This window comes from Dryocola clanedunensis, from assembly GCF_038405435.1.
GTDB lineage: Bacteria > Pseudomonadota > Gammaproteobacteria > Enterobacterales > Enterobacteriaceae > Dryocola > Dryocola clanedunensis_A.
Genome location: NZ_JBBYHZ010000002.1, coordinates 386,760 through 407,894, shown reverse-complemented (window position 1 = coordinate 407,894; position 21,135 = coordinate 386,760). Strand labels below are relative to the sequence as shown.

Below are 21,135 nucleotides of genomic sequence, written 5' to 3'. Positions count from 1 at the left end.
GGTTTTCTCTACCGTGGCCTTCGCGTCTGCACCGGCAGCAGCGGGATGAATACGGCCTGATTTTTCATGCCCTCTCCTTAGCCAGACGGGCGGTACCGAACTGCTGATGTGAAGCGCGGCGGTAGAGGTACAGGGTTGCCAGCAGCGCGCAGACAGCAGCGAAGCTCATCCAGTAGCCGGGGGCGGCTTTGTCGCCGGTGTACTGAATCAGCGCCGTTGAGACAGCCGGGGTGAAGCCGCCAAACAGGGCTGTCGCCAGGCTGTAGGCCAGCGAGAAGCCCGCAACCCGAACCTCCAGCGGCATGATTTCGGTGAGCGCAGGCACCATCGCCCCGTTGTACATGCCGTAGATAAACGACAGCCACAGCAGCACGCCCAGCATCATGCTGAAATCGGGGGCGTGGGTCAGCATCCGCAGCGCGGGCCAGGTTGTGGCGATGGCCAGCACGGTCATCGCCAGCAGCACGGGTTTGCGTCCGATGCGGTCAGAAACCATGCCGCCAATCGGCAACCAGATAAAGTTGGAAATGGCGACCAGCAAAGTAACGAGCAGGCTGTCCGATGCGCTAAGGTGCAGCACTTTCTTGCCAAAGGTTGGCGCGTACACCGTGATCAGGTAGAAAGCCGTCGTGGTCATCGCCACCATAAACATCCCGGCCAGCACCACGTGCCAGTTTGCCATTAAAATCCTGACGGACTGTTTTAACGTCGGGTGGCTCTGGCGTTTGGCATATTCCGCCGTCTCGTTGAGATTTTTACGCAGGATGAAAATAAAAGGCACGATCAGGCAGCCGATGGCGAAGGGTATTCTCCAGCCCCAGTCATGGATCGCGGATTCGCTAAGGGCCTGATTAAGGATATAGCCCAGCGCTGCCGCCGCCATAATGGAAACCTGCTGGCTGCCGGACTGCCAGCTGGTATAGAACCCCCTGCGGTTCGGCGTCGCCATCTCCGCCAGATAGACGGACACGCCGCCCAGCTCTGCTCCGGCAGAGAATCCCTGCAGTAAGCGCCCGCTGAGCACCAGCAGCGGTGCCCAGATGCCGATAGTGTCGTATCCCGGTACAAGCACAATCAGAAACGTTCCCGTCGCCATGATAGACAAGGTGCCAATCAGGCCTTTTCGACGCCCTACTTTGTCAATCCATGCTCCGAGGATCACCGCGCCCAGCGGGCGCATCAGGAAGCCTGCCCCGAAGACGCCAAAGGTCATCATCAGCGAGGTGAATTCATTTTCCGCCGGGAAGAAGGTGTGGGCGATGTAGGTGGCATAAAAGCCAAACAGGAAAAAGTCGAACTGCTCGAGGAAGTTTCCCGACGTGACCTGCAGGATCGCTTTGGCCTTCGCGCGGACGGTGGTAAGAGGGATAACAGCTGGCATTCAGCACTCCATTATTAACAGCTTCGTTAATTGTCAGTAACTTTTTGATAACCAACAGAGTGCGCCCGCCGCGACGCGGACATAAGTGCAATTTATGCATCTATTGATGCGTTCTGCACATTAATAGCCTGCTAATCTTTGTTTTACGCTCCTGCCTGCCAGGCTACGTTCGCCGAAGTAATTTTAAGTAATGTGATGTCGTACACATTCAGCTATGCCAGGTGATAGCGACTCGTCCCTGAGTCGCCGCAGGCTCTAGTAGCTCTGCTTATCGCTCTCGGGGGCACAGCCGGTGAAGAGCGCGAGACGCGCGTCCAGAGCCTGGGTATAAAGCATGGTGTCCACGCCCACGGCGACGAAGTTTGCTCCCCACTCAATGCACCTGTGCGCCATGTCCGGGCTCACCGCCAGGAATCCCGCCGCCTTGCCCGCGCGGCGGATCTGCCGAATGCTCTGCTCTATTGTTTTTTGTACCTCGGGGTGGTCGGCATTATCGGGATACCCAAGCGAGGCGGAGAGATCCGCCGGACCGATAAAGACGCCGTCGATGCCCTCCACCTCCAGAATCTCGTCGAGGTTATCGAGCGCCGTTTTGCTTTCTACCTGAATCAGCACGCACAGCTCCTCGTTCGCCTGCGCCATGTAGTTTTCCACTCGTCCCCAGCGGGCAGCGCGGGCAACGCTTGCCCCTACGCCCCGCGTCCCCAGCGGCGGATAGCGGGTCGCGCTGACGATTTCACGAGCCTGCTCTGCGGTATCCACCATCGGTATCAGCAGCGTTCTGGCTCCGATATCCAGCATCTGCTTGATGAGGCTTTTCTGCCCTTCAACGGGCCGGATCACCGGCTGGCTGCGGTAGGCCGCAATAGCCTGCAGCTGATGATAAAGGTCCTGCACGGTATTGGGGGCATGTTCTCCGTCGATTAACAGCCAGTCGTAATCCGCCGTGGCGGCGATCTCAGCAAGATAAGATGACGTGCTGCTTAGCCACAGCCCCAGCTGCACCCTGCCCGCCAGTAAGCCCTGCTTAAATGGATTGCTTAAAACCGAATTCATAAACTTCCCTCCAGGTCAGGAACGCTGCGGATCGGCAAGCGGATTTTGCTTTGCCACGCTCAGCGTCAAAATAATTAATGAACCAACAACGGCGATCCCCGCCAGAGCAAGCAGGCCCGCCGCATGGCTGTTAAACGTCTTCTCTGCCTCCACGCGAATAAGCGGCGCAAGAAATCCGCCCACGGCTCCGAACAAATTCACAAAGCCGATGCCTGCGGCCAGCGCCGTGCCGGACAGCAGCTGGGTGGGCATCGTCCAGAACACGGGCTGCACGGCGATAAATCCAACCGCCGCCACGCACAGCGCCACGATGGCAAGCACCGGGCTGACGAGTCCGGAGACACCGATGCCAACCCCCGCGGCAAGCAGCGTCAGCGCCGCCACGTTGCGGCGGTCGCCGGTTCTGTCGGAATAGCGCGGTATGTACCAGGTGCCGAACAGCGCGGCCACCCAGGGAATGGCGGTGACCAGGGAGGCAGTAAAACCGACTTTAGTGCCCATCAGCTGCGCGACCTGGGTCGGCAGGAAGAAAATCAGCCCGTAAACGGCAATCTGGATGGTCATGTAGACAATTGCGAGCTGCCAGACGCGGCCGTTGCTGATGGCGTCCCTGAAGCGAGAAGTAGTTTTGGTCTGCTCTTCGCTCGCCAGCTGCGCTAACAGCACCTGCTTTTCCTCCTCGCTCAGAAAACGGGCTTTCTGCGGCGTATCGTCCAGATAAAAGAAGGTGAAGACCCCGGCGGCCACCGCCAGAAGCCCCTCAATCAGGAACATCCAGTACCAGCCCGGGCTGCCCATGAAACCGTGCATCTCGAGCAGCGCGCCGGAGAGCGGCGAGCCAAGCGTTAAGGCCAGCGGCGCGCCCATGTAAAACAGGCCCATAATGGCGGCGCGGTTCTGCTGCGGGAACCACTGGGAGGTGAGATAAATCATGCCGGGGAAGAAGCCTGCTTCAGCGGCGCCAAGCAGGGTACGCACCAGCAGAAACTTCGCTTCCGTGTCCGCATAGCCCATGGCGGCAGAGAGAAATCCCCACAGCAGCGTGGTACCCCCAATCCATCTGCGCGCCCCCCAACGGCGCATCAAAAGATTTGCCGGAACGCCAAGCAGAGCGTACACCACGAAAAATATCCCGGCGCCAAGAGCATAGGCTTCGTTGCTCAGCCCGGTATCAATCTGATAGGTCTCTTTGGCAAAGCCGATGTTTGAGCGGTCAAGAAAGGCCAGAATATAAAGCGCCAGCATGAACGGGATCAGCCGCACCCGATTCTTCTTCACCGCGCTCTTCAGAATTAAATCCATAGCGAATATCCTCAATGAGGTCGTTTTTAGGTGACAACGTCACGTTTACTTCATGCTGTTCGGCTGCATAACGTGACGCTTAAAATCAGTGGCTGTAAGGGCGTTTCAGGTTGAGATCCCTGTTCAGCTCCACGCCGAAGCCGGGCTTATCCAGCACCGATTTGTGCATGCGCCCTTTTACCGGTACCGGCTCATTGAGCAGAATCGGGTCGAACTGCGGTCGCAGAGTTGAGCAGTCCGCGCTGGTCATCAGGAATTCGCTGAACGGCGTATTGGTGAAGGTGATCACCGCATGGTGGGAATAAACCGACGATCCGTGAGGCACAACCAGCTGGCCGCGCGATTTCGCAATGGCGGCAATTTCCACCAGCGTAGTCAGCCCGCCGCACCAGCCCACGTCCGGCTGCATAATATCTATACCGGTCTCCGCAAGCGTGCGGAATGACTGCAGCGTGCCGTGGTGTTCGCCGCTTGTTACCATCATCCCCGCAGGCGCGTTCCTTTTGAGTTCGCGGTAGCCTTCGTATTGCTGCGGCGGCAGGCACTCCTCAATCCATTTCAGATTGTAGGGCGCGCAGGCGTGGGCAAGCCGCGTGGCGTAATTCACGTCCTGACTCATCCAGCAGTCGAGCATTAGCCAGAAGTCATCGCCGCATTTCTCGCGGTATTCGGCCACCATCGCCGCATCTTTGCGGATCCCGGCATCGCCGTCATGCGGGCCATAATGGGCGGGCATTTTCCCGCCGATGAATCCCATCTCTTTGGCAAGATCCGGGCGTGCGCCGGTCGCATAAAACTGTATTTCGTCACGCACCGCACCGCCCAGAAGCTTGTAGACGGGAAGCCCGACGACCTTGCCGAACAGATCCCAGAGCGCAAGGTCAATACAGGAAATCGTGTTCATCACCAGGCCGCCGGAGCCGGAGTAATACATCGTGGCGCCCAGCATCTGATCGTGGATAAGCCTGATGTCGCTGACGCACCTGCCCTCAATAAAGCGGTTGAGGTGTTTCTCAACGATAAAGCAGCCCATTTCCCCGGCGGTGGACACGGCAAAACCAACCTGCCCGTTATCCGCTTCCACCTCTACCACCAGCGTGCCCAGCACGTTAATGCCAAACGACTGGCGCGACTGCTCATACTGCTTGTATTTGCTCATTGGCGTGGCGATATGATCGTCGATCCAGTGCTGGTTGCCCTGATCGTGATAGTCCGCCCCGCCGCTGCCCTTTTCGGCGGTCGCCCCTCCCAGGTACCATGCACGCACTTCTTTGATTTTAGGTAAGTTCATAAATCTGTCTCCTTACGTTACGTTAAGACGCTTTTAAGTCGAACGGGCTGCGCCAGCCGAGCAGGCGGGAAATGTCTTTCGCGCAGGCTATGGTCTGGCTGGCGATAAGATCGCGATTGTCATCGTTGATTTGTAATCGGGTACCCACTACGGAAATCGCGGCGGTCAGCGCGTTATGACCGTTAAATACCGGAGCGGCAACGCAGCGAACGTCCGGGTAGTCTTCCCCGTGGTCATAGCTCCAGCCCTGGCGGCGGATTTTGTCCGTTTCCTGACGCATCCGCTCGGGCGTGGTGATGGAGGTCGGCGTGCGGGGAGAATAATCAAGCCCGTCAATAATGCTCTCCCGCAGCGGCGAGGGCTGCCATGCCAGCAGGCATTTGCCGATGCCGGAGCGGCTGAGCGAGAGGCTTTTGCCTTCGTGGGAGCGCACGCTTATCGTCGCGGAAGATTCTATTTTCAGGATGTAGTAGGCGTTGCCATCATCAATGATCCCCAGGTGGCACAGCAGCCCCGTCAGCTCCATCAGCTGCGTAAGCCGCCTGCGGGCAATGTCGCGCAGATCGATTTTGCTTAGCGCCTGCTCCGCCAGCTCAACGAGTTTTGTCCACAGGCAGTAGTTATCCTGAGCATCTACCGACACAAAACGGTGCTTCCGCAGTTCGCCCAGCAGCAGGTAAAGCGTGCTTTTCGGGATAGCCAGTTCGCTGATAAGCGTCGCGGCGCTGGTCGGGCCGTGCCGGGCAATAAAATTCATGATCTCAATGGATCGCGTCAGGGCGGGTACTTTGGTTGATTCCACTATGCTGGACTCCGGTCTGGTCTGATGGAATCAGTGTGGCGGCCAGGGGAGTCGTCAAATGTGAAACGGATCAAACTTTGCTTTTCAGCCGCCGGGAAGCGATCTCTGGCGGGTAAAATTGTGACCAGAAGCGCAGATTTATTTTCAGCGAGTACAACAGGTTGTACCCGGCCGCTGGTTTACGCGGCGTTTACGGTGGCGGGATTATATTGAGCAGACTAATGATTACCTGGAGAAGAGATTGAGAAAGTCGACGCTTGCTGAAGCTGTGGTGGTGACGATGATTATGGGCGCGGTGCTGGTAACGGTAAGTTCGGTCAGCCTGCTGCTGCTGACGCATCCGGGCACCATGATTTTCTGGTAGCCCAAAGGCGTCAGCAAAGGCCCGGCTCGGGGCTGCGGCTATAAATCCTTAATGAATTTTGTCTGGCCATCCTCCTGCATGCCATGTTCCAGCCAGCCCAGATGACGATAGAACCCGTTCGCGCGCACTTTCGTGTCGCTGTCCGTTTCCAGCCACGCCTGTGCGCATCCTCTCTCCTTAAGCCAGGCTTCGGCTTCAGCCATTAATTTTCGGCCGGCGCCAAGCCCCTCAAAGGTGGGATCGACAAACAGGGCGAACACGGTAGCTTCGCTGGCATCGGCCATCGCGAAGGCGACGGTTTGGCCCTCAAGCTCCGCCACCCATCCCCGCCCGTCGCCGGAGAGCATTTCCGGCAGCGACTCAGGCGTAATACCATACTCAGCCAGCTCTTCCATGTTCATCTTGTTGTCTTCGACGCAAAGCCGAATACGAAACATATCAGCCACGTCGTTCGGTGTGGCAACTCTGATCTTCACTGTTTATTCCTTTTACCTGTGTTGAGGACCGTCTTAAAAAATAGAGCGGCCGATACGCTTCGCCAGGATCTCCAGCGCGGCGGTGCCCGCCAGCGAGTTGCCGGAGGCGTCCAGCTCCGGGCACCAGACGGCAATCGACATCTCGTGCGGAACGATGGCGATAATCCCCCCGCCGACGCCCGACTTGCCCGGCATGCCAACCCGGTAGGCAAACTCCCCGGCCCCGTCGTACATGCCGCTGGTCACCATCAGCGCGTTAATCTGGCGGGTCTGCTGCGGGGTGATTAGCGGCTCGTCGTGCTGCAGCGTCTGCCCCTGGTTTGCCAGAAACAGAAACGTTTTCGCCAGCTCCGCGCAGCTCATTTTCAGCGCGCAGTAGTGGAAATAGTTCTGCAGAACGGTGATGACGTCGTTGTCGAAGTTGCCGAAGGACTTCATCAGCCATGCGATGGCGGCGTTGCGCGCCGAATGTTCGAACTCTGATTTTGCGATACGGGCATCGTAGGCCAGATCCGGCTGGTCCGCGAGCTGGCGGACAACCTCCAGCATGCGCTGCCTCGGGGCGCTGAGGCGGGTTTGCAGCATATCGCAGACCACCAGCGCACCGGCATTAATAAAGGGGTTGCGGGGTTTTCCCTGCTCCAGCTCAAGCTGCACAAGGGAATTAAAGGGCTGGCCGGACGGCTCTTTTCCGACGCGCTGCCAGATTTCCGCCTCTTCGTAGCGCCCCATGGCGAGAACCAGGCTCAGCACTTTAGAAATAGACTGGATGGAGAACCGCTCCTGCGCGTCGCCGGCGGTGAACAGATCGCCGTCAACGGTGCAGACGGCAATGCCCAGCTTATCGGCCTGAACCTCTGCCAGCGCGGGAATGTAGTCCGCCACCTGACCCTGGCCGATAAGGGGCCTGACCTGCGCCAGAATCTCTTCCAGCAAATGATTATCTAACTGAACGGGCACCCGAAGCTCCTGAACTGGCGGGAATTTTACGCCCGCCATTATATCAGAGCTTGTGGTGCGCGGCCCGCTCTTCCCGAGCGCGACGCACCAGCAGCCAGACGCGCACGGTGCGGATTGCCGCGCTGCGGGCCGCCGTGGTGGAGTTATCTATCTCTCCCGGCTCGCAGTGGGCGCAGGCCTGTTCTTTCCTGCGTCCGCCGCCGTTCAGCGCCAGGTTAGAGATAATCGCCACCGCGGTGCCGATGGTTATGCCGCTGTGCAGGAACATGGCAATTTCCGGGGGAAGATTATGGAACAGCTGCGGCACCAACACCGGCAACAGGCCGATGCTCAGCGTCAGCGCCACCACCATGCCGTTATTGTTGTTGCGATAATCCACCAGGCCAAGCGTGCGGATACCCGCCACCGCCACCATGCCAAACATCACAATCCCCGCACCGCCAAGCACCGGCTTGGGCACGGCGACCACCATCGCGGCCAGCACCGGGAACATCCCCATGACGATAAGAATGCAGCCCGCGACGCCGACGATAAACCGGCTGCGGATGCCCGTCATGCTCACCAGCCCGACGTTCTGGGCAAAGGCGGAGTACGGGAACATATTGAAGATCCCCGCGACAAGCGTGGCAGCCCCCGTCGCATACAGCCCGCGCTTGAGCACGTTTTTATCTGCGGTGCGCCCAACGATCTCCCCCATCGCCATCATCGAGGACATCGTTTCGACCATCACCACTATCATCACCATCGACAGCAGCACGGCGGGGACAAAGTGAAACTCCGGCGTGGCGAAGCGCATAATTTTCGGGAAGGTCATCCAGCCCACTTCATCCAGGGAGCCGATGCTCAGCTTCCCCTGGAAGAAGTAGACCAGCGTGCCGATAATAATCCCCAGCAGCACCGCCAGATTTTTCAGCATCCCCGTGGAAAACGTATAAATGGTGAGAATAACCACCAGGGTAAAGCACGCCATCACCAGCGACCCCAGGTTGCCAAAGGTCGCCGCATGGGCATCCCCGCCGCCGATCCAGCCGCCCGCCACCGGCAGAATGGAAAGCCCAATCAGCGTGACGATAGTTCCCATCACGACTTTCGGGAAAAACCGCACCAGCTTGCTTATCCACGGGGCGCAGATAAGAGTGAAGATCCCGGCGACGATCACCGCGCCGGAAATCCCGCCGATACCGTACTGCTGCCCTATCAGCCCCAGAGGGATAAGGGCGGCGAAGGTACAGCCCTGCACAATCGGCAGGCGGCTGCCGATCCATTTGCCGATGCCGATGGACTGCAGAATGGTGCCGCAGCCGCAGATAAACAGATCGGTGCTGATCAGCAGGATGATTTGACTGTCGGTAAAGCCGACGGCCTTGCCGATGATCAGCGGCACCGCAATCGCCCCGGCGTACATCACCAGCACGTGCTGAAAGCCGTACACGATCATCTGTCCTAGCGGTAAAACTTCATCTACCGGCTCCACGTGCCGGGGCATAACGTCTTTCTGGATGGTGCTCATTACGATACCTCCGCTTACAGAGCGTCCATTCTTGCCCATAGTTTTTTCGCGCTGTGGGCAGCTTCGCGGTACAGGTGTTCCACGCTTTGCGGGAACGCTTTGTCTTCATACACCATGTGGCCCGCCACCATAACGCTGTCTACGTGACTGCTGTTTATGGCAAAGGCGAAATGTCCGGCAAGGTTTTCGGCCTGCAGCGGGGTTGGCGGGGTGTAGTCGAGGATGGTGAGATCCGCCGTATACCCTGCTGCCAGCACGCCAAAGCGCGCGCCAAAATTAGCTTCGAGAATGGCGTTGCCCTGGTGCAGCATGGCCAGGAAGCCGTCCGGCCACAGCGGCCCGCCCGCATCGCGGTGCTTGAAGTAAGCGAACTTCAGCTCCTCGAACATATCTGCGCCGATGCCGTCCGTGCCGAGCGCCACGCGTTCTATTGCCGTCAGCTGCTGGTTGTAGCCGACGTGGTTGTTCATGTTGGAGCGCGCGTTGTGGGCAAGCGTTGCCCCACGCTGATTGATGATGTCGACTTCGGCATCGCTGAGATACAGCCCGTGGGCGATAAGTGCCTTCTGGTTAATCAGCCCGGCATCATCGAGGCGCACAACGGGGTCGATGCCGTACCTGTCGTGGCTGTGGGAAACATCGTAACGGTCTTCTGCAACGTGAATATGTAAGCCGCGCCACGTGCTGTCGAGGGCATATTTCAGCATTCGCAGCCCGGTATCAGGCAGGGTAAAGGGCGCGTGTGCGCCAATGTGTGCCTCAACCAGATAAGGCGCTGACGCTTTTCTTTTCTCCTCGTCAATCAGGCGGGCAAAATCAACGTTCTCCTCAATGCTTTTCTCAAGCTCTACCAGACCGCCGTTGCGATCCGTCGTTTCGTAGCAGGTCATCCCGCGCAGCCCCGCCTCCATAAACCCCCTGCGGAGAATATTCAGCGAACCGGCGATATACCCCGGTGAGGCGTGGTGGTCGATGACGGAAGTGCAGCCGTGGCGAATAGCTTCCAGCGAACAAATCAGCCCGCTGTAATAAAGCGACTCTTCGTCCAGCGCTCGGTCGAGCCGCCACCAGAGGTTTTTCAACGTGGAGATAAAGTCCGGACAGGGCGCGATGGATGCCAGGATCCCCCGCGACAGCCCGGAGTAAAAGTGATTATGGGCGCAGACCAGCCCCGGCATAACTATGCGCCCGCGCATCTCCTTGCTGGCCGCCTGAGGGTATTTCGCGCAAAGATTGCTTCCCACTTCTGCGATACGGTCGCCCTCAATGACGATGTCGATGCCCTCCTGCACGCTGGCCGGAGAGAACTGTACCGCCGTAGCATTTTTTAAAATTAGCATGATTACTCCTCAACCGCGCCCAGCAGGTAGCCGTGCTGGCGTTTAACGTAATTGATGATGGTGCAGACCTCGGCTAGCTCTTCCGGCGCGTTGCCCAGTCGGCCTTCAGCCGTGACAGGAAGATTCCAGACCCCTTCTCCCTGGCGGATAAGGCACTCGTCGCCGCGCCACAGGAAGCCAGGGTTGGTGCTGTTGTAAAAGTCTTTTTCCAGGCTAAACACGGTGAGCTTGTCTTTGTACGGCTTGCCCTGCCACGGGCAGAACTGGGCGCAGTTGCCGCATTCGTTGCAGTAGGCGTCCAGGTGCAGGGTCTGGAAACGATCTTTAAAGCCGGGTACGGCCAGCGAGATGTTGGCGCGGTTTGGGCAGACGTCCACGCATTTGGCGCAGATATAGTTGCACTCCAGGCAGCGCTGCGCCTCCTGGCGGGCGAAGTCGTCACCGGCGTCCGCCCCCAGCTGCTGTACCGCGATGCGGCCTTTGCGGGCGTAGGTCGCCACGGGATCGTTATTCAGCCAGCGCTTGTCGCCTTTGTCAGAGCGGATATTTTCCCTGGCGAGGATAGCGTCCGTGGCTTTGCGCGCTCCGGCAATGGCCGCCACGATGGACGACGGGCCGCTTTGCACATCGCCAATCAGGTACACGCCGGATGCGGACGTTTCCAGCGTTCCGGCGTTAAGTTGCGGGTAGCCCTTCACATCCAGCGGCACGCCCATCCGGGCCAGCAGATCGTAGTCCGGGCTTTCGCCAATGGCGGAGATCAGCGAGTCGATGCTCAGCACCTCCAACCTGTCGGTAGCAAGCGGCCTGCGGCGGCCCTTCGCGTCCGGCTCGCCCAGCGTCATCTCACGCACCACCAGACGGCCACCGTTATCGAAGCGCTCTGGGCTGGCAAGGAAGCGGAAGCGAACGCCCTCCTGCTCCGCCTCTTCTACCTCTTCCGGCCAGGCGGGCATTTCGTTTTTACTGCGGCGATAAACGATGGTCGCGGTTTCAACGCCGGGCACGCGCAGCGCCGCTCTGGCGCAGTCCATCGCCGTGTTGCCCGCCCCAACGACGGCGACATGCCGCCCCAGATTCAGGGCCTCACCCCGGTTAAAGGCGCGCAGAAACTCAAAGGATTTAAAGACGTTACGGTTGTCCCCGGCCAGGGGCATACCGCCGTTGCTGTCGGCACCAATGCCGATGCAGACGTAGTGGAAACCCTGCTGGCGAAGTTTTTCAACCGTCAGCGCCGGGTCGCAGCCAAAGACAAACTTCACGCCGTGCTCAGCAACAAAATCGATATCGTGGATGATTTTTTCCGCCGGGATACGGAACTGCGGCACGATATTGCGTACCACGCCGCCCGCGTTCGCTTCGCGTTCAAACAGCGTTACCGGGTGTCCGGCCCGGGCCAGGAAATAGCCCGCAGCGAGCCCCGCAGGTCCGGCACCAATTACCGCAACGGGATGTTTGCTCCCCGACCCCGCAGGTTTATGCCAGCGGCTGCGGTATTCCGCCGATCCTTTAGCAACCACCAGATCCTTAATGGCGCGGATGTTCAGCGAGTTTTCGTAATCCAGGCGGGTGCAGTTGTACTGGCACTGATGATCGCAGATATGCCCCGTAATGGCGGGTAAGGCGTTTTTCTGATAGATCAGCTCAAGGGCATCCACGTAGCGGCCTTCCCCGGCTAAACGCAGATATTCGGGGATGTCCTGTTTGATGGCACAGGCCGTAACGCAGGGGGCCACGTAGCAGTTAGTGAGCGGCAGCGGGCCGCCCGCATCAATGCTCTCTTTGCTTTTCCACTCTTTCTGCGACCAGTTTTCCTTCAGCGCGCTGGCGGCAAGCCGTTCGAGTTTCTCTACGTTAACCGAATGCCGTTCCCAGCCTTCGGCCTTCGCCAGAATGCCTGCGCACTCGGCCAGGCGCAGGTAGCCGCCGGGTTTGAGCAGATCGGTGGCCATGGTGATGGGATGTATGCCGGTGGCAAAAATATCGGCGATATTGAACTGGCTGGCGCCGCCGGAATAGGAGATAGGCAATTTGCCGTCAAAGGCGCGTGAAAGCGTTGCCGCCACGTTGATCGACAGCGGATAAAGCGCACGGCCGGACATGTACATCTCTTCCCCCGGCAGGCGGCCTTTATGGTTGATGGTGCCCAGCGTGTTGGTCAGCTTCACGCCAAACTCGCGCCCGACCGCTTTGCCCTGCGCCATCAGTCTTTGCAGCATTTCCAGCGCGCGGTCCAGCTTCAGATCGTGGGCGAAAGACTCTTCTTTGAGCCCGACATAATCAAAGCCGCAGCCATCTAAAATTTCACGTACCCGCGCGTAACCTAATAAAGTAGGATTAAGCTTCACGAAGGTATGTAATTTCTTCTCGGTGAGCATATAGCTGCAAATGGATTCTATTTCCTCCGGCGGGCAGCCGTGCATGGTGGAAAGCGTCACGCCTTTTACCATGGTTGCCGGAATACGATCCGGCAGCGCCGTCAAATCTTTTTTACGGGAGGCAAGCCCCATCAGGTTAATAAATTCTTCGCGCGCAACCCACTCTTTCAATTCGTTACGATAAGATGCAAATTTGCTATTTTCAGATGCATCCATCATCTCGTTGATAAATTTCTGCATCGGCGGCTGTTTTATGCCGTCCAGGTTATAGCCGACGCTCATATTAAAGATAAATGAGCGGCCCGCCTGCTGGTGGCGAGGGGTAAATATCTCTTCCAGCAGCCAGAGCGCGAACCACGCTTTGGCATATTCATCCCAGGCCTTCAGCAGCGTAAATTCCGTAGACCATTCAGTATTAAAAGCCTCGTCCTCCGCATCAATACAGGGTTTTTCAAGCTCCAGACGGTCCAGGATCTGCACGGTTTTCAGCTCGATAAAGCTCCCGCCGGTCAGCCAAGAGGTAATGATGTTTTGCGCAAGCTGGGTATGGGGCCCGGCGGCAGGCCCGACGGGGGTGTCACAGGTCTCACCAAAAATGGTCAGCTGTCTGCCCGGGTCGCGAAGATAAAATTCTGTTTCGGGGATGCCAAAAATAGAGCGATTCGTTTCATATTCAGCAAACATTCTGTGAAGAAGTTCGCCAAAGGGAATCGGACGCATAATATCACTCATCGATCATTGCTCCTTAAAGAATAAATAGCTCATCGCGTCTGCGTTTTTTCTTTCAGTAAAGCAACAACCGCGCCATGGCGGCCCGTTCGCCCAGGAAGGGAGTAAATATGTGAGTACGATCGCACGCTTTAATTATTCTCAGGCATATTGCTGGGTTAACGCATCTCTTTTACACCTCTCATTTTCATATTAAGAAAACAATTATCGTATTGATAAGCCGCATCCCCTTCACCTCCCGGTTTAATGCTCTTTGCCGCAGGGCATGAATATTGCAGGGATAGCTGTATTCAACTGTCGAAGAGGAACTGTGATGATGCTTTTTCAACTTGCGAGCCTGTGCGAAAGCCGGAACCGGAGTTTTGCCCTGATCCAGCTTATTGAAAGCCGGGGGTCAACGCCGCGCCACTGCGCAAGCATGATAGTTACCGAGGACGGGAAGATGGCCGGGACGATTGGCGGCGGCATGATGGAACGGCTGGTGCTGGAGAAAGCCCGCGAGGCGTTAAAAGAGGGGCAGTCCCAGCTGTTTCATGGCCGCATGGCGCAGCAGGGGGAGCATGCCGTGGGGTCGGACTGCGGCGGCGCGATGACGGTGCACATCGCCGTCTATCCCCGGCGCCCTTCCCTGATGCTGATCGGCGGCGGCCATGTGAATCGCGCTATCGCGCAGATGGCGGTGCCGCTAAATTTTGAAGTCCACGTGGTGGATACCTGGCTGGAGAATCTCGACCATCCCGAACTGCCGGAGGGCTGCCACCGCTACCACGGGGAAAGCTTCACCGGCCTGATTGCCAATCTGCCGCTGGACGATAAAAGCCTGGTGATTATCGCCACCAACCATCAGGACAAAGAGTCGCTGAGCGCCTTAATCAACCGCCCTTCGCGCTTCCTCGGCCTGCTGGCCAGCCGCCGCAAGGCCCAGCATTTCAGAGAACTGTTCAGAAAAGAAGGCATAACGGAAGACCAGCTGGCCCATCTGCATTCGCCGGTGGGGATGGATATTGGCGCCGAAACGCCGGAAGAAATAGCGGTAAGCGTGATGGCGGAGCTGCTGCTGGTCACCAAAGGGCCGAAGCACAAAATGAAAGCCGTGGAGCAAGAAGAAATGGCGGCCTGCGCCGCCATTTGAAACAGGGGGTACGCTGGAACTCTCGCTACGGCAGGCCGGATGAGCGCGGCGCCATCCGGCCTGCCGTAGACGAAAGCGGATTTACATATTGCGTAACCGGGTGCCGGTTTTGCCGGCTATCCCTTCGCTCGCCTTTTCCAGCAGCGTTATCAGGGTTTCACGGCCCGGTGCGGAGGATGAGAAATGCATCGCCGCCTCCACTTTTGGCAGCATTGACCCTTTCGCAAACTGATCTTCTTTAATGTAGCGTTTCGCTTCGTCGACGGACATCGCGTCCAGCCACTGCTGGTCAGGGCGGTTAAAGTTAATCGCCACCTTCTCTACCGCCGTGAGGATAATCAGCAGATCAGCGCAAATCATCTCTGCCAGCACGGCGCTGGCCCAGTCTTTGTCGATAACCGCGCTTGCCCCCTTAAGATGGTTACCCTGCGCGATCACCGGAATACCGCCGCCGCCGACGGTAATGGCGACATGCCCGGCTTCCAGCAGCGCCTTAACCGACTCCTTCTCAATGATATCTTTCGGTTTAGGCGAAGCGACAACCCGCCGCCAGCCGCGGCCGGAGTCTTCCCGTACCGCTACGCCCTGGGACATCAGCTTTTCGGCCTCGCTTTTGCTGAGGAACGAACCGATTGGCTTGCTGGGTTCAATGAACGCCGGATCGTGCTTATCAACCTGTACCTGCGTGACCAGCGTAGTCACCGGCTTATGAATGCCCCTGTTGAGCATCTCTTCGCGCAGAGCGTTCTGCAAATCGTAGCCAATGTATCCCTGGCTTAAGGCCACGCACACGGACATGGGCAGTACCTGACCGTGGTGCTGGACGGCCGCCGCTTCAAACGCCTGGTGGATCATGCCGACCTGCGGCCCGTTGCCGTGGGTGATCACCAGCTCATGCCCTTCGGCAATCAGGTCGACTATCGCTTTGGCCGTGGTTTTGACCGCGTGCATCTGCTGCGCCAGGTCTTCACCGAGGGCATTCCCTCCCAGCGCCAGCACAATTCTTTTCTTCATGAAATATCCCTTGTAGTAAAAGGCAAACGATGTAAAAAGCGACCGTAACCGGCCTGCCCGGTAAATAAGCCGTCCCGCCAGACAATCTCGCCCCTGCATAGGGTCATTACCGGCAGGCCGCGCAGCGCCATGCCCTCGTAGGGCGAGTAGTCGACGTTATCGTGCAGCGCTTCGTGGCGAACAATGCCCGTTTTATGCGGCGCAAAAAGGACGATGTCGGCGTCAGCGCCCACCTGTAATGAGCCTTTCTGCGGCCACAGGCCAAACAGCCTGGCAGGATTGCTGCTGGTCAGCGCCACGAAACGAGACGGCGTAATGCGGCCTGTTGCCACCCCGAAGGTAAACAGCAGCGCCATGCGGTTTTCGACGCCCGGCAGGCCGTTAGGGCAGCGGGTAAAGTTGCCGTCGGAAAGCAGCAGGCGCTGCGACCACGGGAAGGTGCAGTGGTCGGTGGCGACGGTGTCTATCGACCCGTCACAGATCCCGTCCCACAGCAGCGCCTGCTGGGCTTTGTCCCGCAGCGGTGGGCTGAGGATAAACTTCAGCGCGTCGGGCTGCTCGTAGCTGCTTTCATCCAGCAGCAGATACTGCGGGCAGGTTTCAACCCACACCGGCTGTCCCTGAGCGCGGGCATGGCGCAGGATGTCCAGACCAGGGCCGTTAGAAAGATGCACAATGTAGAGCGGTGCGTTACCCGCCAGCTGGGCAAGATGAACCACGCGTGAAATGGCTTCTGCCTCGCAGGCTATGGGTCTGCTGCGGGCGTGCCAGACAGGCTGCGTTTTGCCTTCCTGCACGAACTGCGTAACGCGCGATTTAATCGCCGCGTCATTTTCTGGGTGAACGGTGATTAATGCCCCTGCTCTTTTCAGCCCTTCAAAAGCCTTCAGCACGGCGGCATCGTCAAGCTTGTACTGATAGGTAAGGTATATTTTGAAGCTGCTGATGCCCTCTTCGGTCACCATTGACGCCATTTCGCTGAGGATGTCGTCGTCGATATGCTGGATAACGCCGTGGAAACCGTAGTCAATGACGGCCTTTCCCGCCGCGTACTGATGATAGAGCGCCAGCTGGTGATGCAGGCTGCAACCCTGCGGGCCAAAGCCCATATGGTCGATGATGGTGGTTGTGCCGCCACAGGCCGCCGCGCGGGTGCCGGAGTAAAAGTCGTCGCAGCTGCGGGCGAGCCCGACGTCGATATTGAAATGGGTATGAACATCTATGCCGCCGGGCATCACCAGACAGCCCGTGGCATCAATAACTTCTGTCTCCTCGTCCGGGGAGATATGCGTTTCGCGGCTGAGGATTTTTTCGTTATCAATGAGCAGATCCTGGCGGTATTCGCCCCACTCATCGACAACGGTGCCGCCCTGGATTAACCGTTTCATCGTTCTCGCCTTAGTAGGCGGGTAGACTGCTACCCGCCACGATCTGATGACTTACCCCTGACGCTGGGCCAGATAGGTCAGCGGAATAGCGGCGTACATGGCCGCGCAGGTAACAAGATGGGCTTTCCAGGTTTTCTCGTTCGGCGCGTGGGCTTCCGGTTCTTTACCCGGACCAAAGCCGATTACCGGAATGCCGTGACGGCCCATAATAGAGACGCCGTTGGTGGAGAACGTCCACTTGTCCACCACGGGATCTTTGCGGAACAGTCCCTGATAGGCCTGGCTCAGGGTTCTGACGGTGACGTGATCCTCTTCCACTTTCCAGGTTGGGAAGTAGCATTCGGTTGGATAGACCAGCCCGGTCCAGGCCGCACGCTCGTAGTTGTACATGCTGACCTCTGCCTTCGCCTTCTTCACCGCAGGCAGAGAGCGGATCTCTTCCAGCGCCCCTTCCCAGGTTTCACCCCAGGTCAGGCGGCGGTCGATGGAGACGGTGCAGCTGTCCGCCACCGCACAGCGGCTTGGGGAGGTGAAGAAAATTTCGGAGACGGTGAGCGTGCCTTTACCCAGGAAATCATCATGCTTAAGGTGGTTGTTAAGCTCCTGCAGCTCGCCCAGTATTGGCCCCATTTTGAAGATGGCGTTATCGCCGCGCTCCGGTGCCGAGCCGTGGCAGCTCACGCCCTGCACGTCAACGCGAATTTCCATGCGCCCACGCTGGCCGCGATAGATCTGGCAGTCCGTTGGCTCGGTGCTGACAACAAATTCCGGGCGAATTTTCGACTGCTCAATGATGTATTGCCAGCACAGGCCGTCGCAGTCCTCTTCCTGCACGGTCCCCGTGACCAGCAGGGTGTAATCCCCCTCCAGCCCCAGATCCTTGATGATTTTCCCGGCGTAAACCATGGAGGCCATGCCCCCTTCCTGATCGGACGAGCCACGCCCGCCGATGATTTCGTCGTTCTCCATCCCCTCGTAGGGGTCAAACTCCCAGTTTTTGATATTGCCGATGCCGACGGTGTCGATGTGGGCATCCATGGCGATCAGGTGCGGGCCGTGGCCAATGTAGCCGAGCACGTTACCCATCGGGTCGATTTCAACCTTGTCGAAGCCGACCTTCTCCATCTCTTCTTTTATGCGGTGAACCACGCGCTTTTCGTCGCAGCTTTCGCTGGGGATGGCGATCATATCGCGGAGAAAACGGGTCATATCTGCTTTGTAGCTTTCGGCTTTTGCGACGATGTCGCTAAACGGAATGTTAGCCATGTTGATGCTCCTGATTATTACAACCTGAAATACTGTGTTTTCCTTCCCATACCACTTCCCGGTAGTGCTGAACGTCGGTATCGCCTTCCGTGCTGATAAGCAGAATGCGGGAGCTTTCGTCCAGGCCCAGCTGTTGCATGAGATCCTGTTTTTGCGGATGGAACATGACGGCGGCCAGTACGCCCATCGTGACGGCACCGGACTCACCGGAGATAACCGGCGTGTCGCCCTGTAGCGGGTTGCCCAGCACGCGCATGCCCAGCGCCGCGACGCGATCGTCGCAGGAGATAAACTGGTGGGCGCAGTTACGCAGCAGCGGCCAGCCGAGCGGGTTAGGTTCACCGCAGGCCAGACCGGCCATAATGGTATTCATGTCGCCGCCAACGGGCGTAATCGTGCCGCTGCGCCCCGAGCGATAAAGACAGTCGGCCCGGTCTGGTTCGACTATCACGCTGTGCAGTTTTTCCGCGCCGTACACGTCCACCAGGTAGCCCAGCACGCCAGCGGCCATTGCCCCTACGCCAGCCTGTAAAAAGACATGCGTTGGCGCGACGGGCATTTGTTCCGCCGCCTCCACCGCCAGGGTTGCGTACCCCTGCATGATCCAGGTTGGGATCTCCGTATACCCTTCCCAGGCGGTATCCTGCACGACTTCCCAGCCGTGCTCCGTCGCCGTACGTTCGGTCAGACGCACCGTGTCGTCGTAGTTCATGTCCGTGACGATGCATTCGGCACCCAGACGGGTAATGTGATCGACGCGCTCCTGGGACGATCCTTTCGGCATGTAAATCACCGCGTGCTGGCCCAGCTCTTTCGCCGCCCAGGCCACGCCGCGCCCGTGGTTGCCGTCCGTGGTGGTGGCAAAGGTCATTTTCTCTCGCGGGGAGTTACGGCACTGCTCGAAGGAGAAGTTATTGATATCAATCTGGTATTTCTGACAGTACAGACGAGCGATGGCGTACGCCCCGCCGAGCATTTTGAACGCGTTAAGCCCGAAGCGGCGGGACTCGTCTTTTACCCACACCTGGCTTACGCCCAGCGCTTTGGCAAACGCATTCATGGCGTAGAGGGGCGTAGGCTGATAGCCGGGCAGCTGCTGGTGAAAGGCCCGCGCCTTCAGCGCAGGTTCCCTGGAGAAAAGCGCCATTCCCTGACCGTTAAACCAGCCGTTATCAGCGATATTCATCGGAATCGTAAACCGGGACATTACATCCTCCTTGTGGCCGTCGCCCGGGTGGGCGACGGGCCGTTTATTTGATTCGCGGCTGGGCTTCACGCAGCAGCTGCGCCAGCACGTCCCCTGGACGGGCATATTTACGGGCGAGGATCATTGCGGCAATGATGTAGGGCTTCCAGCTGGCCTCTTTGTAGGTGGCGATGCGGTAGCGTTCGAAGACGCTCTCCTCGACTTCCCCGGCCTCGCAGGAGACGCCGGTGATATCGGCTGGCAGGCAGTGCATGTAGAGCGCCTTACCGCCTTTGGTGCGCTTCATCATCTCTTCGGTGCAGTGCCAGTTCTTGTGCTGGGCGTTCTGCGTCAGGCAGGCTTTTTCCAGCTCTTTCAGGCCCTGGTCATTACCGGCGTACAGCAGTTCCGTACGGGTCTGCATAACCTGCCACGGCGCCCAGGATTTTGGATAGACGATGTCGGCCCCGTCGAACGCCTCTTCCATGCTGGAAACCTGACGGAAGCTGCCGCCGCTCTGGCTGGCGTTATTACGCGCCACGTCCAGCACGTCCGGGATCAGGTCGTAGCCTTCGGGATGGGCCAGGGTGACGTCCATCCCGAAGCGGGTCATCAGGCCGATGATCCCCTGCGGCACGGATAGGGGCTTGCCGTAGCTCGGCGAGTAGGCCCAGGTCATGGCGATTTTTTTGCCCTTCAGCTTGTCCAGCCCGCCAAAATGCTCTTTCAGCCAGGCCAGGTCCGCCATCGACTGGGTCGGGTGGTCAATATCACATTGCAGGTTGATCAGTGCCGGACGCTGCGGCAGCACGCCCTGGGCGAAGCCGTCGTCCAGCGCTTCCCCCACTTCACGCATGTAGGCGTTGCCCGCGCCCAGGTACATGTCATCGCGGATGCCGATGGCGTCGGCGCAGAAAGAGATCATGTTCGCCGTTTCGCGCACCGTCTCACCATGGGCAATCTGCGATTTGCCTTCGTCTAAATCCTGCTGCGCCAGGCCCAGCAGATTCAGCGCAGAGGCGTAGGAGAAACGCGTACGGGTGGAGTTATCGCGGAATACGGAGATGCCCAGCCCGCTGTTAAAGAGACGTGTGGCAATATTTTCAGCCCGCATGGTTTTTAGCGTTTCCGCAATCCCGAGCACCTGCTGAAGCTCGCTCTGGCTCTGCTCCCAGGTAAGAAGAAAGTCTTTGCTGTGCAACTCTGACGGTAATTTATTAATTGCTTCAATTAATCCTGCAATTGAACTCATGACAATTGACCTCTGTGAGTGAAAATAATCCGCGCCTCTCGGCACATCCTGCTTATGGATTAAAGAGGTAACAACTTTCGTGCCAGAACGTTCAGACAGAGACAAGTGGGTTGAATTATGTGAGGACAGTCGAAATTTCCTGTGCAATTAAAAGAAATCGCTAATTCATTGATAATGATTCAGGCCAGCAATGCCAGAACATGATGAATTATTGTCCGGAAGCGGTGTTCAGCGCCGATATACAGCAGTTCAAAATGATAAAGCCAGTTAGATTTCTCATTATGAGATTATCATCGCGCCAGATTGCC

General features: G+C 58.1%; 17 protein-coding genes. 2 read left to right on the top strand and 15 right to left on the bottom strand.

Annotated elements, in window-relative coordinates:
• Positions 1 to 64: 64 nt before the first annotated feature.
• From tcuC to AAE045_RS05905, 5 genes are all read right to left on the bottom strand, one after another.
• Positions 65 to 1,381, bottom strand: a complete 1,317-nt coding sequence (gene tcuC, locus AAE045_RS05925) for a tricarballylate/proton symporter TcuC (RefSeq protein ID WP_455546901.1) — start codon at positions 1,379 to 1,381, stop codon at positions 65 to 67.
• 255 nt (positions 1,382 to 1,636) lie between these two features.
• On the bottom strand, positions 1,637 to 2,437 hold the full coding sequence (gene yfaU / locus AAE045_RS05920; RefSeq protein WP_455546900.1) for a 2-keto-3-deoxy-L-rhamnonate aldolase: 801 nt from the start codon (positions 2,435 to 2,437) through the stop codon (positions 1,637 to 1,639).
• Positions 2,438 to 2,452: 15 nt separating this feature from the next.
• Positions 2,453 to 3,739: an MFS transporter gene (locus AAE045_RS05915; RefSeq protein ID WP_455546899.1), complete on the bottom strand. Its 1,287-nt coding sequence runs from the start codon at positions 3,737 to 3,739 to the stop codon at positions 2,453 to 2,455.
• A gap of 85 nt (positions 3,740 to 3,824) precedes the next feature.
• Complete coding sequence (rhmD, locus tag AAE045_RS05910; RefSeq protein ID WP_455546898.1) at positions 3,825 to 5,030, bottom strand: L-rhamnonate dehydratase; 1,206 nt, start codon at positions 5,028 to 5,030, stop codon at positions 3,825 to 3,827.
• Positions 5,031 to 5,052: 22 nt separating this feature from the next.
• Entirely contained in the window at positions 5,053 to 5,835 is a 783-nt protein-coding gene (locus AAE045_RS05905; protein WP_455547172.1) for an IclR family transcriptional regulator, read from the bottom strand.
• Between the two features lie 238 nt (positions 5,836 to 6,073).
• Here AAE045_RS05905 and AAE045_RS05900 point away from each other — a divergent pair, with 238 nt between their 5' ends.
• Positions 6,074 to 6,196 carry a hypothetical protein gene (locus tag AAE045_RS05900; protein WP_455546897.1) on the top strand — a complete coding sequence of 41 codons (123 nt, stop codon included), beginning with the start codon at positions 6,074 to 6,076 and terminating at the stop codon, positions 6,194 to 6,196.
• Between the two features lie 38 nt (positions 6,197 to 6,234).
• Here the strand turns inward: AAE045_RS05900 and AAE045_RS05895 are convergent, their stop codons facing one another.
• Genes AAE045_RS05895 through ygfK form a run of 5 tightly spaced genes read right to left on the bottom strand, consistent with a single transcriptional unit; the run spans position 6,235 to position 13,592 of the window.
• Complete coding sequence (locus tag AAE045_RS05895; RefSeq protein ID WP_455546896.1) at positions 6,235 to 6,672, bottom strand: N-acetyltransferase family protein; 438 nt, start codon at positions 6,670 to 6,672, stop codon at positions 6,235 to 6,237.
• 33 nt (positions 6,673 to 6,705) lie between these two features.
• Positions 6,706 to 7,671: a glutaminase B gene (glsB, locus tag AAE045_RS05890; RefSeq protein WP_455546895.1), complete on the bottom strand. Its 966-nt coding sequence runs from the start codon at positions 7,669 to 7,671 to the stop codon at positions 6,706 to 6,708.
• A 4-nt stretch (positions 7,672 to 7,675) separates the two neighbouring features.
• Positions 7,676 to 9,142 (bottom strand): nucleobase:cation symporter-2 family protein, encoded by a 1,467-nt coding sequence (locus AAE045_RS05885; protein WP_455546894.1) that lies wholly within the window; start codon positions 9,140 to 9,142, stop codon positions 7,676 to 7,678.
• A 14-nt stretch (positions 9,143 to 9,156) separates the two neighbouring features.
• A complete protein-coding gene (ssnA, locus tag AAE045_RS05880) occupies positions 9,157 to 10,482 on the bottom strand; it encodes a putative aminohydrolase SsnA (RefSeq protein ID WP_455546893.1) in 1,326 nt (441 codons plus the stop codon).
• A 2-nt stretch (positions 10,483 to 10,484) separates the two neighbouring features.
• Entirely contained in the window at positions 10,485 to 13,592 is a 3,108-nt protein-coding gene (gene ygfK / locus AAE045_RS05875) for a putative selenate reductase subunit YgfK (RefSeq protein WP_455546892.1), read from the bottom strand.
• Positions 13,593 to 13,902: 310 nt separating this feature from the next.
• Here ygfK and AAE045_RS05870 point away from each other — a divergent pair, with 310 nt between their 5' ends.
• Positions 13,903 to 14,721 (top strand): XdhC family protein, encoded by an 819-nt coding sequence (locus AAE045_RS05870; protein ID WP_455546891.1) that lies wholly within the window; start codon positions 13,903 to 13,905, stop codon positions 14,719 to 14,721.
• A gap of 81 nt (positions 14,722 to 14,802) precedes the next feature.
• On the opposite strand, the gene arcC is transcribed toward AAE045_RS05870, so the two are convergent.
• The 5 genes from arcC to ygeW are packed head-to-tail and all read right to left on the bottom strand — an operon-like array spanning position 14,803 to position 20,827.
• Positions 14,803 to 15,735 carry a carbamate kinase gene (gene arcC, locus AAE045_RS05865; protein WP_455546890.1) on the bottom strand — a complete coding sequence of 311 codons (933 nt, stop codon included), beginning with the start codon at positions 15,733 to 15,735 and terminating at the stop codon, positions 14,803 to 14,805.
• Positions 15,732 to 17,123: a dihydropyrimidinase gene (gene hydA / locus AAE045_RS05860; RefSeq protein WP_455546889.1), complete on the bottom strand. Its 1,392-nt coding sequence runs from the start codon at positions 17,121 to 17,123 to the stop codon at positions 15,732 to 15,734. Before hydA ends, arcC begins: the two co-directional genes overlap by 4 nt.
• Positions 17,124 to 17,174: 51 nt before the next feature.
• Positions 17,175 to 18,389: a YgeY family selenium metabolism-linked hydrolase gene (locus AAE045_RS05855; protein ID WP_455546888.1), complete on the bottom strand. Its 1,215-nt coding sequence runs from the start codon at positions 18,387 to 18,389 to the stop codon at positions 17,175 to 17,177.
• Positions 18,382 to 19,596 (bottom strand): diaminopropionate ammonia-lyase, encoded by a 1,215-nt coding sequence (gene dpaL, locus AAE045_RS05850; RefSeq protein WP_455546887.1) that lies wholly within the window; start codon positions 19,594 to 19,596, stop codon positions 18,382 to 18,384. The genes AAE045_RS05855 and dpaL overlap by 8 nt, the downstream gene beginning before the upstream one ends.
• Before the next feature lie 43 nt (positions 19,597 to 19,639).
• On the bottom strand, positions 19,640 to 20,827 hold the full coding sequence (gene ygeW, locus AAE045_RS05845) for a knotted carbamoyltransferase YgeW (protein ID WP_455546886.1): 1,188 nt from the start codon (positions 20,825 to 20,827) through the stop codon (positions 19,640 to 19,642).
• Positions 20,828 to 21,135 lie beyond the last annotated feature (308 nt).